Origin of the sequence: Sphingobium sp. AS12 (genome assembly GCF_019097845.1) — a bacterium.
GTDB lineage: Bacteria > Pseudomonadota > Alphaproteobacteria > Sphingomonadales > Sphingomonadaceae > Sphingobium.
Map to the genome: position 1 here is coordinate 86,428 of NZ_JAHRGM010000085.1, position 13,313 is coordinate 99,740.

The following is a 13,313-nucleotide window of genomic DNA, read 5'->3' on the forward strand; positions in this document are numbered from 1 at the left end:
CCGCTCGCTTAAACGGGGCGGGTGATTGATCCTGCATCCCTGCCCGCCCTCCACGCCAGCCATGGCGGCATCTGGTTGCGCGAGGGTGGGCGGACGCAAGGTCTGGCCAAGGGGCAGGCGATCAGCCGGGCGGCGGAAACCCCGATATTGCTGCTCAATGCCCCGCTGACCGGCCAGAGGCTGGGCTATCCCGATCTCAATGGCCTCGACCTGCTCGAACTCTGGGCCTTTCTTCACCCTGCCCGCTTCCTCGTCCCCACGCCCAAGGGGCTGGCGCAGGCGCTTGGCCTGCCGGTGCCGAGCGCGGAGGCGGACATTCCCGCTTTGCTCCAGAGCGCGGCGCAGGCGTTACTCGACCGGATCGAATCGCCCGACTGGCGCGAGCGGGAGGGTGGCTGGACATCGGCGCAGACGCTGCATCGGCTGCGCTGGCCCTGGTCGCCGCTCATCGCCCCGCGCATCGCCAAACCCAAGGAAGCCGAGCGCTGGCTGTTTTCCAAATTGCCCGAATGGGAGGAAGCGCAGCCACGCCCTGCCCCGCGCACCGTGGCGCTGGACGAAGCGCAGGTGCTGGCCCGGCTCGATACGCTGACCGGCGCGGGGGCGGAGGCGCGGCCCGGCCAGCGCGCCTATGCCACTGCCGCTATCAGCGCCTTTCGCCCGCGCATGCACCGCGACCAGCCCAATATGCTGCTGGCGGAAGCAGGCACCGGCATTGGCAAGACATTGGGTTATCTCGCCCCTGCCTCGCTCTGGGCGCGCCAAGCGCAGGGGACGGTGTGGGTGTCCACCTATACCAAGGCGCTGCAGCGCCAGCTCGACCGCGAATCGCTGCGCCTGTTTCCCGATGCGATGGTGGCGGCCAAGCGGGTGGTGGTGCGCAAGGGGCGGGAAAATTATCTCTGCCTGCTCAATCTGGAAGATGCGTTGCAGGGCGGCTTTGCCGGCCGCGCCGCGATATTGGCGCAGTTGGTGGCGCGCTGGGCGGCGTTCAGCAAGGATGGCGATATGGTCGGCGGCGACCTGCCCGGCTGGCTGCCCACTTTGTTTCGTCGTAACGGCTCCACCGCGCTGACCGACCGGCGCGGGGAGTGCATCTATGCCGGCTGCCCGCATTATCGCAAATGCTTCATCGAGCGATCGGCGCGTGCGTCCGCCGACGCTGACATCGTCATCGCCAATCATGCGCTGGTGATGATCAACGCGGCGCGCGGACGTGAAACAGGGCAGCGGCCCCAGCGCATCGTGTTCGACGAAGGGCATCATCTGTTCGATGCGGCGGATTCGACCTTCTCCGTCGCCCTGTCGGGGCAGGAGGCGATCGAGCTGCGCCGCTGGATCATGGGACCGGAGGGCGGGTCGCGCGGGCGACGCCGCGGCCTGTCGGCGCGCCTGTCGGACCTCGCCAGCTATGACGTCGAAGGGGGCGAGGCGATCCGTGCCGCCGCCGACGCGGCGCTCGCTTTGCCCGCCGATGAATGGCTCAAGCGCGTCGTGACCGGCGAGCCGTTCGGGCCGCTCGAAGCGTTGTTCGCTGCGGTACGCGGCACCGTCTTTGCCCGCGCGGCGGACACGGGCGAGGCCGATGCGGGCTATGGGCTGGAAACTGAGCTGGCCGCGCCAGACGGGGCGCTGGTCGAGGCGGCGCAGGAAGCCGCGCTGGCGCTTGATGCGTTGCTACGTCCGCTGACGCATTTGTCGCGGCGGCTGGAGGCGGTGATCGAGGATGCGCCCGACTGGCTGGATGGCGCGGCGCGGGCGCGGATCGAGGGAGCGGTGGCATCGCTCGGCTGGCGGCGCGACCTGATCAGCGCCTGGCTGGCGCTGCTGGCGCGGATCGGAGGACCTGCCGACCCCGACTATGTCGACTGGATGACCGTCGACCGGGTCGAGGGGCGCGAATATGATATCGGCATCCATCGCCACTGGCTCGACCCCAGCCGCCCGCTCGCCGAAACCGTGCTGAAACCCGCGCAAGGGGTGATCGTCACCTCCGCGACGCTGAAAGGCGGGGGTGACTGGGGCAATGCGGAAAGCCGCAGCGGGGCGACCCACCTGCTCCATGGTGCCGGGCGGTTCGAGGCAAGCAGCCCGTTCGACTATGCCGCGCGCGCCGAGGTGCTGATCGTCACCGACATCAAGCGGGGTGATCTGGCCGCGCTGTCGGGCGCCTATGGACGATTGATCGAGGCGGCGGGCGGCGGCACGCTGGGGCTGTTCACCGCGATCCGGCGGCTGCGCGCGGTCCATGCCCGCATCGCCGACCGGCTGGCGCGCGCAGGGCTGCCGCTCTACGCGCAGCATGTCGACCCGATCGACACCGGCACGTTGGTCGATATCTTCCGCGACGATCCGCGCGCGTCGCTGCTGGGGACGGACGCGCTGCGCGACGGGGTGGACGTGCCGGGCCATTCTCTGCGGCTGGTGGTGATGGAGGGGGTGCCATGGTCCAAGCCGACCGTGCTGCACGCGGCCCGACGGCTGGCGAACGGGGGCAATGCCTATGACGACCGTCTGATCCGCGCCCGGCTGGCGCAGGCATTCGGACGCCTCATTCGCCGGGCGGAGGACAAGGGCAGTTTCGTCATCCTGTCCGCCGCGATGCCGAGCCGCTTGCTGAGCGCCTTTCCGCCCGGCACGCCGATCCGCCGGGTGACGCTGGACGAAGCAATCATCGCCGTCAGTGTCGCTGCGCGGCGCGAATCCCTTGGCGAAACGACGCCCTTAGGGCATCAGGGACACGAATCCGGCCACAGCCATCTGGAGAGAGAATGAAGCGGCTGACCCTGTTGCGCCACGCCAAGTCCGACTGGGACGATCCGGTGGCCCGCGACTTCGACAGGCCCCTGAACCATCGGGGCGAGAAGGCGGCGCTGTTGATGGGGCAATTTGCCGCCCGGCGGCAGATGCAGTTCGACGCGCTGGTCGCGTCCCCGGCCGTGCGGGTGGTGCAGACACTGGAGACGTTTTTTGCAGGCTTTGGCGAGACGCTCGACGCGCGCTGGGACCGGCGCATCTATCTCGCCTCCTCCCCCACCTTGTTCGATGTCATTCGCGACCTGCCCGACAGCGCCGAGAGTGCGCTGCTGACCGGACATAATCCGGGGCTGGAGGAATTGATCCTGGACCTGGTCCCCGACGACGGGGCCAATCCGCTGCGCGAGGATGTGGAGGTGAAATTCCCGACCGCCAGCATCGCCGTGCTGGACCTTGCCATCGACCGATGGGATCAGGCGCGGGAGAATATCGCAACGCTGGTCAGCTTCACCCGTCCGCGTGATCTGGACCCGGCATTGGGTCCGGGGACGCGCTGACGCGGTCTATTCGCCGATCGCGCGGGCCAGCGTCGAACGGATCGCCTGCAACTGGCTCAACACATCGTCGGCCGGTTGAACAGGCGTGTCAGGCACGGTCGTCCCGTTGCCATCGATCAGCATCTTCTGCGCGCCCTTGACGGTAAAGCCCTCGACATTGAGCAAGCCGTGAATACGGCGGGCCAGCGCCACATCGGCGGGTCGGTAATAGCGACGATTGCCGGAGCGCTGGAGCGGGCGTAGCTGCGGGAAACGGGTTTCCCAATAGCGCAATATATGCTGGGGCAGTCCCAGTTCACCCGCCAGTTCGCTGATGGTCAGCAATGCACCCTCTGCCTTTTTCATGACAGCAATGTTGCACCCTAAGACCGGCCAAGGTCAACCATGGTAAAATACGGATTAACGTGGGAAATGCCCAGCTCCGCACCATCGCGGCCCGGCGACCGTGCGCCCGCCTGCTTGATGGTGACCCCTACGGGAATCGAACCCGTGTTTCAGCCGTGAAAGGGCCGCGTCCTAACCGCTAGACGAAGGGGCCGTTGGCGGCGCCACCGGATGGCGCTGCGAAGCGAGGCGGGCATTAGGAGGAGACGGCGCAGGGGTCAACCCCCTTTTGCGTGTAGCGGGAGGCTTCACCCTCAATCGGCCCAGGCGGCATCCTCCAGATGGAGTTCGGCGGCCGGACGACTGCCCCAATCGTCGATCTTGGCGCGCCCCGCGACCCACAAGCGCCGGTCGCGCGGCGCACCCAGTATTGCCTGGCCCAGATCGGTTTCGGCCTGCCGGAAGGCGATGGTCTTGAACGACCGGCCATCCTCCCCACCCATGATCGCACGCAAATGGCCATTGCCCACAATGTCGGCCTTGATGACGCGCATCGGCCCGGCGGCAATGCGGGGGGCTGGCCAGCCAGCGCCATAGGGACCGCCCGCCTCGATCGCGGCGATGAAGTCGGGATTGACCCCGGCGGGGGCCAGCACCGCGTCGATCAGCAGCGCCCGATCGTCGCGCGCGCGCGCCACGGCGGTCGACAAGCGATCGTCGAGGAAATCGGCCAGCGCATCGACCCGGTCCGCCGCCACGGTCAGCCCCGCCGCCATCGCATGGCCACCGCCCGCGACCAGCAGGCCGCTATCCTTGGCCGCCATCACCGCCGCGCCCAGATCGACCCCGCTGATCGAGCGGCCCGATCCCTTGCCCACGCCCTCCTCATCCAGTGCGATGACGATGGCGGGTCGCCCCGCTTTCTCCTTGATCCGCCCGGCAACGATGCCGATGACGCCGGGGTGCCAGCCCTGCCCGGCAATCACTGCGACTGCGCGATTGCCCTGCGCGGCCAGCAACATCTCGGCCTGTTCCTGGACGGTTGATTCGATCGCACGCCGTTCTTCATTATACTGGTTCAATTGCTCGGCGATCCGCGCGGCCTCGGCGGGATCCTCCGTGGTCAGCAGTCGCACGCCCAGATCCGCCTGTCCCACGCGCCCGCCCGCATTGATGCGCGGTCCCAGCGCAAAGCCCAGATCATGGCAGAGCGGCGCGCGGGTCAGGCGGCTGGCGTCGATCAGGGCGGCGAGGCCAATATTGCGCCGCCTGGCCATGACTTTCAGCCCCTGCGCCACAAAGGCGCGGTTCAGCCCCTTGAGTTGCGCGACATCGGCCACGGTCCCCAGCGCGACGATATCGAGCAATTCCATCAGCGCCGGTTCGGCTCGCGCCGCGAACCAGCCGCGCGCCCGCAGCACTCGCACCAGCGCCGCGCCGAGCAGGAAGGCGACGCCGACCGCAGCGAGATGACCATGCGTCGCCGCCTCATCCCCCTCGTCCAGCCGGTTGGGATTGACCAGCGCCAGCGCCAGGGGCAGCGCCGCGCTGCATTTATGATGATCGACCACGACGACATCGACCCCGGTTTCGCGCGCCATGGCCAGCGCCTCGAACGCCTGCGCGCCGCAATCGACGGTCACGATCAGGGTCGCGCCCTCCCCCGCCAGCCGCACCAGCGCCTCGCCCGACGGGCCATAGCCTTCCATCAGCCGGTCGGGGATATAGGGCTTTGCCGCCAGCCCCAGATCGCGCAGCAGGCGAATGAGCAGCGCCGCGCTGGTCGCGCCATCGACGTCATAATCGCCAAAGATGCGCACATCCTCGCCGTGCTGCACCGCGTCGGCCAGCCGATCCGCGGCGGCATCCATGTCGCGGAACAGGCTGGGATCGGGCATGAAGGCGCGGATGGTGGGGTTGCGATGCGCCTCCAGCGCGTCGCGCGGGCAGCCGCGCGCCAGCAACAATTGGGTCACCAGATCGTCGGGCAGATAGCCCGGCTCGCGTGCATCCGCCCCCTCCCCGCGCCATTTCCAGGGCTGGCCAGTGATCGAGCGGGCAATGTTGAGCGCAAATGTCATGCCGCCGCTCTAGACTCTGGGAAGCATGGAGGGAAGCGCGGGCCGTCGCGGCGAATCGTCCGCTCGACGGAACCGCCGCAACCCCTTGCGCGTATTGCAGGTTCGTCGGCCACCTGTAGGGCTGGCGACCAAAGGGGCATGACGGACATATGATCAGACGACAGGCGCATCATGTCCGGCACATGTTGGGCCTAATCATCGCGACCGCGTCCCCCCTGCCGTTAATGGCACAGACAGCGACGCCGCCCGAAGCCGAAGCGCCGATCCTGCCCGACGACCAGTTTGACGCGCGCCTGCCTTCGATCGACAGCTGGATCGAGCAACAGATGCCGCAGACCAGCGCGACAGCGGAACTGCCCCCCGCGACCGAGCCGGTGCAGGAGCCGGAACTGGCGCAACCCCTGCCCGCGCTCGACAGCGTGACCGTGCCCGCCAATGTCACGGCCGACACTGACCCGAACATAAAGACGCCCGATATCCGCTACGCCACGCGGATCGAGGGTTTCGGCAAGACGGGACTGGAGGACGAATTTCGCGATGCGTCCGCGCTGATCGACGGCGATGGCAAGGCGGAGACCGCCGCCATGGTGCAGGCGCGGGCGCAGGAGGATGAAAAGCTGGCGGTGCGGCTTTTCTATTCCGAGGGCTATTATGACGCGACCGCACTCGCCAGCCTGGACCAGACCGGCGACGGCACGCTGACCGCCGTGGTTTCGGTGACGCCGGGCAAACGCTATAAGCTGGGCGATATCGTCGTCACCGCCGCGCCGACGGTGCCGCCGGGACTCGCGCGCGACAGCCTGCCGCTCAAAACCGGGGACTATATCGTCGCCGCGACGGTCGAGGGGGCGGAGGCCAATGTCGCGCTGCGGCTGCCCGAACAGGGCTATGCCTTTGCCAGGGTGGGGGAGCGCGACATATTGCTCGACCCCGCGACCGTGACCGGCGACTATAGGCTGCCGGTCGATACCGGCCCGCGCGGCACGTTCCGCAAGATCACCACCAGCGGCGAGAAACAGGCCTTTGGCGCCGACCACATGGAGGTGATCCGCCGCTACAAGCCAGGCGAGATTTATGACAGCCGCAAGGTGGACGACCTGCGCAAGGCGCTGGTCGCGACCGGACTATTCTCCAGCGTCGCAGTCGATCCGGTGCGGACGAACGAAGCCGGGCCAGACGGCACCGAATATGTCGACCTGCATGTCGAACAGGACGCCGGGCCGCCGCGCACGCTGGCGGGCGAGCTGGGCTATGGTACGGGTCAGGGTTTCCGGGCGGAGGGGACATGGACCCACCGCAACATCTTCCCGCCCGAAGGCGCGCTGATCGCGGGCGTGGTCGCGGGCACGCAGGAGCAGGGCGTGTCTGGCACCTTCCGCCGCTCCAATGCGGGTAAGCGCGACAAGACGTTTCAGGCCGGTGCGCTGATCAACCATCAGAAATATGATGCCTATGAAGCCTTCACGGCGGGGCTGAACATCAGCTGGGCGCGGCAATCGACGCCCATCTTCCAGAAGCGGTGGACCTACAGCTATGGCGCGGAAATCCTGCTGTCGAACGAACAGACGACGATCGACCCGGCGACGGGCCAGAACAAGCGGCTGACCTATTTCATCGGCGCGCTGCCGGTGCAGGTCGGTTATGACCGGTCCAACGATCTGCTCAACCCGACCAAGGGTTTCCGCGCCAGCGTGCGCGTATCGCCCGAAGCCTCGTTACAGGGCAATGTGTCGCCCTATGTGCGTGGCACGTTCGACCTGACCGGCTATTATCCGGTCTCCGATTCGCTGGTCATCGCCGCGCGCACCCGGCTTGGCACGATCAGCGGCGTGGCGCGCGACGATGTCGCGCCGTCGCGGCGCATCTATGCAGGCGGGGGCGGATCGGTGCGCGGCTATGGCTATCAGGAATTGGGGCCGAAGGACGCGAACAACGATCCCGTCGGTGGCCGGTCGGTCAATGAATTTGCGGTCGAGGGGCGCTATCGCTTCGGCAATTATGGCGCGGTCGCCTTTGTCGATGCCGGTCAGGTCTATGACAGCGCGATCCCGAAATTTTCTGACATGCGCTATGGCGTGGGCATAGGCGGGCGCTTCTACACCAATTTCGGCCCGTTCCGCGCCGACATTGCGATGCCGATCAACCGGCAGCCGGGCGAGTCCAAATTCGCCCTTTATATCGGCATCGGGCAGGCTTTCTAATGACGCAGGACGACACCCCTACCGAGACTATCGTGATCCGCGAAGGTCGCCCCTTGTGGCAGAAGATTGCGATCGGGGTCGTTGGCCTAATCGCGGCCCTGGTCGTGCTGGTGGCGGGCCTGCTGCTGGGCCTCAACACCCAGCCGGGCAAGCGCTTCCTGATCCAGCAGATCGCGGCGCTGAAACTCGAATCGGGCATGGCGATCGAGGTCGGGCGGATCGACGGGTCCATCTATAGCGACATGGTGATTCACGATCTTGTGCTGCGCGATCCCAAGGGCGTGTTCGCGGTGTCCCCCCGCGTCCATGTGGTTTGGAAACCGTTTCGCTATGTGAACAACCATATCTCGGTCAGCCTGCTCGAAACCCCGCTGGTTGTGCTGGCGCGCAGCCCGCAGTTCAACGCGACCCCGACCGATCCCAACGCGCCGATCCTGCCGGACCTGGACATTGACGTCGACCGGATGACAATCGGCAAATTCATCCTGGCCAAGCCCGTCATCGGCCAGAAGCGCGAAATCGCGATCGACGGCGTGACCCATATTGCCGATGGCCGGGCGATCCTGTCCGCCGATGCGATCGTCGACAGCGGCGACCGGTTGCAGGCGAAGCTGGACGCGGTCCCCGCGCAAAATCGCCTGGCGATGAGCGGCACGCTGACCGCGCCCAGGGGCGGCGTGATTGCGTCCATGTCCGGCCTGACCGACGGCATGACCGCGACGCTGGATGGCAAGGGAACGTGGCAGGCCTGGGACGGGCGCATCATCGCCACCAGTCCCAAGGGGCAACTCGCCAACATCGCCATCGCTGCGCGCAATGGTGCCTTCACCGCCAAGGGGCCGGTGCGCCCTGGCCTTGTCATGGCAGGCACGGTCGATCGCCTGACCGCGCCGCAGCTGGACGTCGACCTGTTTGCAGGCCTCAACGAGCGGCGGGTCAATCTGAAAGGCACAGTGCGATCGCCAGCCCTGACCGCCGATGCGCAGGGGATCATCGACCTTGGCACCAGCCGGTTCAGCGCGCTCAGGATCAACGCCGCGCTGCTGACCCCCGGCGCGATCATGGACAAGGTGAAAGGCCGCGACGTGCGCGCCGCGATCATCCTCGACGGGCCGATGGCGACCCCCTTCATCGACTATGACATTACGGCCAAATATCTGGCGTTCGACGCCACGGGGATCGAAAATCTGAAGGCCAGTGGCCGCGCGGTGATCGACGCCGACCGTATCCGCATCCCCGTCAACGCGACCGCAAGCCGGGTGACCGGGCTGAACGCCGCAGCAGGCGGGCTGATGAACAATTTGCGGGTGAAGGGCGACTTTGCCTATGCCGGTGGCAAGCTGATCAGCGACAATCTGAAGATCGACAGCGACCGGGTCAATGCCACTGCCATCATATTGGCGGACCTCGACAACGCGCTCTATCGCGGGGCGCTGAAAGGCCGGGTCAATGATTACCGGATCGACGGGGTCGGCATCGTCAACCTGAACACCGATGTCGAGCTGGTCCCCGGACCCAAGGGCGGCTTTGGCCTGTCGGGTCGCTTTGGCGTGCGGACGGCGCGCTGGGACAATGCGTCCGTGCGCGATTTTCTGGGTGGTAATGCGGTCGCCACCGGGCGGATCGGCATGACGCCGGAGGGCAAGTTCACGCTGGCGGGGCTGAAGGGTGCAGCGCCCAATTTCACGATCCAGTCGGGATCGGGCAGCTATGACGCGGACGGACAGATCGCGTTCGACGCAACTGCTTCGTCGCGCCAATATGGGCCGCTGGCGCTGACAGTGCGGGGGACGATGGAGCGGCCGCAGGCGGTGCTGCGTGCGGCGCGGCCCAATGTGGGCGTGCAATTGTCCGACGTGGTGGCGAAGCTGAATGGCGAGGCGGCGGGCTATCGGCTCGAAGCGACCGGCGGATCGCCTTATGGTCCCTTCTTCGCTAATGTCCTCATTCGCACCGCAAAGGGGCCGTTGACGATCGACATTGCCAAGGCGCGCTTCGCCGGGGTAGATATGGCGGGCACGGTGCAGCAGAGCGCAGCCGGTCCCTTCACCGGGCAGCTCAGCATGAACGGGTCAGGCATCACCGGCGCGGTGCGGCTGGCCGCGGTCGGCAAGGCGCAGGGGGTGGACGTCAACGCCACCGCCAGCAACGCCAAGCTGCCCGGCGACGCGGAGGTCATCATTGGCCGCGCCATCGTCAACGCCTCCATGGTGCTGACCGACCAGCCGCGGATCGTCGCCGACGTGCAGATCGCCAATGCCGCTTATGGCGATTATGTCGTGCGCACCGGGCGGGCGAAGATCGACTATCAGGGCGGGCGCGGCAAGGCACAGCTGGTGGCCGATGGTTCCAGCGGCGTGCCATTCTCGATCGCGGCCAATGCGGCGTTGCGGCCTAATCTCTATGCCGTGGCGTTGCAGGGCAAGGCGGGCAATATCCCCTTCCGCCTCGCCAATCCCGCGATCATCCGCACAGAACCGGCGGGCTATCGGCTGGAACCGGCGACCCTGGTGCTGCCGCAGGGCAAGGTCGATCTGGCGGGACGCTTTGGTGGCAGCACGGCGATGCAGGCGCGGTTCAAGGATTTTGATCTCGCCATCATCAACATCGCTGCGCCGGGTCTGGGCATTGGCGGCAAGGCGACCGGGACGCTCGATTTCGCGCAGACGGGCAATGCTTTCCCGACCGCGACGACGCGCCTCGCGATCGCCGATTTCCGCCGCTCCAGCCTGACCGCCGTGTCCGATCCGGTGTCGATGCGCATGGAGGGCAAGTTGTCGAGTGCGGGCGGCGATCTGCGCGGGCTGATCCGGCGCGGCACGTCCACGCTGGGGCGGTTCGTCGCGACGCTCGCCCCGCCCGGCCCCGGCGCGAGCTGGAGCGAGCAGTTGCAGGCGGCACCGCTGGGCGGGGGTATCCGCTATGCCGGGCCAGCCGATGTTCTGTTTTCCTTTGCGGGGCTGGCTGACCAGCAACTGACCGGCGGGCTGGCGGTTGCGGCGGATTTCAGCGGGCGGCTCACCGACCCGCGCGTCAACGGCATCGTCCGCGCCAATGCGCTGACTTATGAGAATGAGACGTTCGGCACCCGCGTTACCCAGATGAAACTCGACGGCCGCTTCACCAACGACCGGCTGGAGATACGCGATTTTTCAGGCCGGGCGGGCGATGGCACGGTCAAGGCGTCCGGCTCCGTTGGGCTGGCCGCCGACAGCGGTTTCCCGATGAACATCGCGATCTCGCTGGACCGCGCCCGCCTCGCGCGCAGCGAAGCGATCACCAGTGTGGTCAGCGGGACGATGGCGATCACCAACAGCCCGGCCAATGGCGGCCTGATCAAGGGCGACCTGACCCTGCCCGAAACCCGTTACAAGGTCGCCTGGCAGGGTGGCACCGACATCCGCCAGTTGCAGGGCGTGCGGCGCAAGGGCGAGGGCGTCGATATTCTGGACCAGCGCATGGCCGCGCGGCAGGCGGCGGCGAAACCGGCCGACTGGAAACTCGATATCAGGCTGCGGGCCGACAATGAGATTTACGTGACCGGCATGGGGCTGGATTCGGAATGGAAAACCGCGATGCGGGTGACCGGCACCACCGCCAATCCGCGCGTGGTCGGCAGGCTGGAAGTGCTGCGCGGGCGGTACAGTTTTTCGGGCAAGCAGTTCGATCTGGAACAGGGCGTCATCACCTTTAACGGGCCAATGCTGAACCCGGTACTGGCGATCAAGGCGCAGACCCGGATCGACACGGTGACGGCGGGCATACAGGTGAGCGGATCGGCGCAGCAGCCCGACATTGCGTTCATCTCCAACCCGACCCTGCCGCAGGATGAAATCCTGTCCCGCATATTGTTTGGGGATAATGTCGCCAATCTGTCGGCGATGCAGGCGGTGCAGCTGGCGGCGGCGCTCAATGGCCTGCGTGGCGGTAGTGGCGGGCTGAACCCGATGGGCAAGTTGCAGGGCGCGTCGGGGGTCGATCGCATCGGTATCGTCGGGGGCGACGAGGCGACCGGGCGCGGCACATCGCTCGCGGTCGGGCAGCATATCTCGAACAATGTTTATGTCGAGGTGATCACCGACTCCAAGGGCTTCACTGCTACCCAGCTGGAGATCGCCTTGTCCAAGACGCTGAGCCTGTTGTCCAAGACGGGGACCAATGCCGGGTCGTCGGCGAACCTGCGCTATTCCAAGGATTATTGAGAGGGCGGGCAGCCCCGCCCCCTCAAACTTTTCTATTCGTCCACGCGGGACACCAAGATCGACTGGGCGTTCATCATGGCGTTGCCGAAGGCGGTCATGAAGGCGATGTCGGTGGCGTCGCGGCCTACGGCGATGCGGACCATGGTTTCGACCGGGGCGAGGCCAGTCGAATCGACGATATGCCAAGCCCCGTCGAGCCACACTTCGACGACCGCGTGAAAGTCTGGCGGGTCGAGGCCAAGGGCATAGACCGACACCAGACGGGCGGGGATGTCGCGCGAACGGATCAGTGCGGCGGTGAGATGGGCATAGTCGCGACAGACGCCCTGCTGCGCGACGAAGGTGTCGGCGGCAGTGGTCGCGCCGTCCGAGCTGCCCGGCACATAGATGAGGTTGTCGTGAACCCAGTCGCGCAGCGCCGAGACCAGTGCGCCGCCCTCCAGATCAGGGAAATGACCGCAGACGAAGCTGACGAAGCGGTCGGCCTCGCAATAGCGGCTGGGCCAGATGAAGGGCAGCACCTCTTCCGGCAGGCTGGGCAGCGGGCTTTTGTTGAGGTTGGCGAGATCGACCATGGGCCGGTCGACATCCACCGTGGCGCGGTAGGTGCTGAGCATCCGGCCAGTGCCGGTGCGGGTCCAGGTGCGCCGCCCGACGCCACTGCCGCCGACCTTGTTGGTCAGTGGCCCGGCATTGTTGATGATATGCGACTGGCTGACGATATGCTGATCGGGCAGCGCTGCGGCCTCCACCGCCAGCAGCACATCGGTCGGTTCGGCGAAGTCATAATCCAGTATCGCCTCGATCGCGACGCGCATCAGGGGAGCCTTTCAGATTGGGGAAGGAGACGCGGTAACGCGCGAATGGGGATTAAGTCGCAGAGCATTGCGATGCCGCAGGCAGAGCGCAAGCCGCCAATAGTTTCAACCCGCCCTCCGTTCGTTTCGAGCGAAGTCGAGAAACCGGTGCGGGACGTTTCTCGACTTCGCTCGAAACGAACGGATCGAGCTGAGATAATCACACTTAACTTCGCATATTTCCCGGTAAATCGGACATTTTCGTGCGCTGGTCCGATCTTATCGGAAAGTCTGCGTCGCAGGACCGGGACGGTAAAAGGCCCGCTGCGCAAGGGTTACGCGGCGGGCCTTTTCAGTGCGTGAAGCGAGAGGCGGACGAGCCGCGTCAGAGGCT

At 66.5% G+C, this 13,313-nt stretch carries 7 protein-coding genes and 1 tRNA gene; 4 read left to right on the forward strand and 4 right to left on the reverse strand.

The features are described 5' to 3' along the window. The first annotated feature begins 21 nt into the window (after nt 1–21). Both KRZ98_RS22590 and KRZ98_RS22595 read left to right on the forward strand, forming a co-directional pair. Nucleotides 22–2,775, forward strand: a complete 2,754-nt coding sequence (locus KRZ98_RS22590; protein WP_217675432.1) for an ATP-dependent DNA helicase — start codon at nt 22–24, stop codon at nt 2,773–2,775. Continuing rightward, nucleotides 2,772–3,314 (forward strand): histidine phosphatase family protein, encoded by a 543-nt coding sequence (locus tag KRZ98_RS22595; protein WP_217675433.1) that lies wholly within the window; start codon nt 2,772–2,774, stop codon nt 3,312–3,314. The genes KRZ98_RS22590 and KRZ98_RS22595 overlap by 4 nt, the downstream gene beginning before the upstream one ends. A 6-nt stretch (nt 3,315–3,320) precedes the next feature. Here the strand turns inward: KRZ98_RS22595 and KRZ98_RS22600 are convergent, their stop codons facing one another. The 3 genes from KRZ98_RS22600 to recJ all read right to left on the reverse strand — a co-directional run bounded on the left by KRZ98_RS22600 (nt 3,321) and on the right by recJ (nt 5,719). Further along, nucleotides 3,321–3,659 (reverse strand): MerR family transcriptional regulator, encoded by a 339-nt coding sequence (locus tag KRZ98_RS22600; RefSeq protein WP_217675434.1) that lies wholly within the window; start codon nt 3,657–3,659, stop codon nt 3,321–3,323. Nucleotides 3,660–3,777: 118 nt separating this feature from the next. Then, nucleotides 3,778–3,852 (reverse strand) — tRNA-Glu (locus KRZ98_RS22605). Between the two features lie 100 nt (nt 3,853–3,952). Continuing rightward, nucleotides 3,953–5,719, reverse strand: coding sequence for a single-stranded-DNA-specific exonuclease RecJ (gene recJ / locus KRZ98_RS22610; protein WP_217675435.1), 1,767 nt, complete (start codon nt 5,717–5,719; stop codon nt 3,953–3,955). 149 nt (nt 5,720–5,868) lie between these two features. Here recJ and KRZ98_RS22615 point away from each other — a divergent pair, with 149 nt between their 5' ends. Continuing rightward, nucleotides 5,869–7,920, forward strand: coding sequence for an autotransporter assembly complex family protein (locus tag KRZ98_RS22615; RefSeq protein WP_217675436.1), 2,052 nt, complete (start codon nt 5,869–5,871; stop codon nt 7,918–7,920). Next, a complete protein-coding gene (locus tag KRZ98_RS22620; protein WP_217675437.1) occupies nt 7,920–12,122 on the forward strand; it encodes a translocation/assembly module TamB domain-containing protein in 4,203 nt (1,400 codons plus the stop codon). The genes KRZ98_RS22615 and KRZ98_RS22620 overlap by 1 nt, the downstream gene beginning before the upstream one ends. 32 nt (nt 12,123–12,154) lie before the next feature. Here the strand turns inward: KRZ98_RS22620 and KRZ98_RS22625 are convergent, their stop codons facing one another. Beyond that, nucleotides 12,155–12,940, reverse strand: coding sequence for a transglutaminase family protein (locus tag KRZ98_RS22625; RefSeq protein WP_217675438.1), 786 nt, complete (start codon nt 12,938–12,940; stop codon nt 12,155–12,157). Between the last annotated feature and the right edge of the window lie 373 nt (nt 12,941–13,313).

Bases quoted from the DNA above. Each gene is read 5' to 3' on its own strand.
- KRZ98_RS22595 (WP_217675433.1), top strand. From the start codon at position 2,772: ATGAAGCGGCTGACCCTGTTGCGCCACGCCAAGTCCGACTGGGACGAT.
- KRZ98_RS22600 (WP_217675434.1), bottom strand. From the start codon at position 3,659: ATGAAAAAGGCAGAGGGTGCATTGCTGACCATCAGCGAACTGGCGGGT.
- recJ (WP_217675435.1), bottom strand. From the start codon at position 5,719: ATGACATTTGCGCTCAACATTGCCCGCTCGATCACTGGCCAGCCCTGG.
- KRZ98_RS22615 (WP_217675436.1), top strand. From the start codon at position 5,869: ATGATCAGACGACAGGCGCATCATGTCCGGCACATGTTGGGCCTAATC.
- KRZ98_RS22620 (WP_217675437.1), top strand. From the start codon at position 7,920: ATGACGCAGGACGACACCCCTACCGAGACTATCGTGATCCGCGAAGGT.
- KRZ98_RS22625 (WP_217675438.1), bottom strand. From the start codon at position 12,940: ATGCGCGTCGCGATCGAGGCGATACTGGATTATGACTTCGCCGAACCG.